We start from the raw sequence: 1,083 nt of genomic DNA, 5'->3' as shown, positions 1-1,083 counted from the left end.
GTGAGTCGGCGCTGCGCCGTTGGGTCGACCAGCTTCAGCAAGAGCGTACCGGCGTCACGCCCCAGAGCAAGGCCCTGACAACCGAGCAGCAAAAAATCCAGGAGTTGGAAGCTCGGATTGCTCGCGTCGAACGCGAGAAATCAATATCAAAAAAGGCTACCGCGCTCGTGATGTCGGAAGATCTCGAGCGTACGCGCTGATCAGTCAGCTAAGCGTCCATGAGCCTGTTGATTGCTTATGCGAGGCGTTTGAGGTCGCCCGTTCGGGCTACTACGCACATCATCAGAGGCGGCGAACACCAGACATTGAGCGACTCAGATTGCGTAGCCGAGTAAACGAGTTGTTCACCTAGGGACGAAGTGCTCCGGGCAGTCGAAGTATCAGGTTAATGATGCAAGAAGAAGGTGAGCAAATTGGACGGTTCAAGGTACGCAGGCTGATGCGCGAACTGGAACTGGTCAGCAAGCAGCCGGAATGACAGGCCTATAAAAAATCGACGGTCGAGCGGCCTGATATACCAAATGTCTTGAACCGGGAGTTTGATGTTCAAGCGCCTAACCAGGTCTGGTGTGGCGACATCACCTATATCTGGGCAGAGAGGAAATGGTACTACCTTGCGGTTGTCATGGATCTCTACGCTCTCCGAGTGGTGGGCTGGGCGTTATCGGAAAAGCCGGATGCAGACCTGGTGGTGAAGGCGCTGGACGTGGCTTACGAGCAGCGCGGCAAGCCTCAAGGCCTGCTATTTCACTCCGACAGTAAGAATGTGATGGCAGCCGCAACTTTCGCCAACGGCTGTGGCGCTACCGCCTGCGCCAGAGCATGAGTCGCCGAGGAAACTGCTGGGACAATGCGCCGATGGAAAGGGTGTTTCGCAGCTTGAAAACAGAATGGATACCAGCCACCGGCTACATGACCGGCCAGCAGGCACAGAGAGACATCAGCCAGCATCTGATGCATCACTACAACTGGATCCGACCGCATCAATTTAACGATGGGTTGGTCCCGGCGAAAACTGAAGAAAAACTTAAAACCGTGTCCGGGATCAGTTGATCCACTACATGCCCAGACTAAGCGCCTGTA

Annotated in this window: 1 pseudogene; it reads left to right on the top strand. The window is 55.0% G+C overall.

The window, feature by feature from the left end:
• Nucleotides 1-1,053, top strand: a pseudogene (locus CE491_RS14245) (IS3 family transposase); the annotation flags it as partial.
• Nucleotides 1,054-1,083 lie beyond the last annotated feature (30 nt).

The sequence above is a fragment of the Pseudomonas bohemica genome, from assembly GCF_002934685.1.
GTDB classification, from domain to species: Bacteria; Pseudomonadota; Gammaproteobacteria; order Pseudomonadales; family Pseudomonadaceae; genus Aquipseudomonas; species Aquipseudomonas bohemica.
Note: the sequence above shows the minus strand (reverse complement) of the source record. Positions and strands in the feature narration are given on the sequence as shown.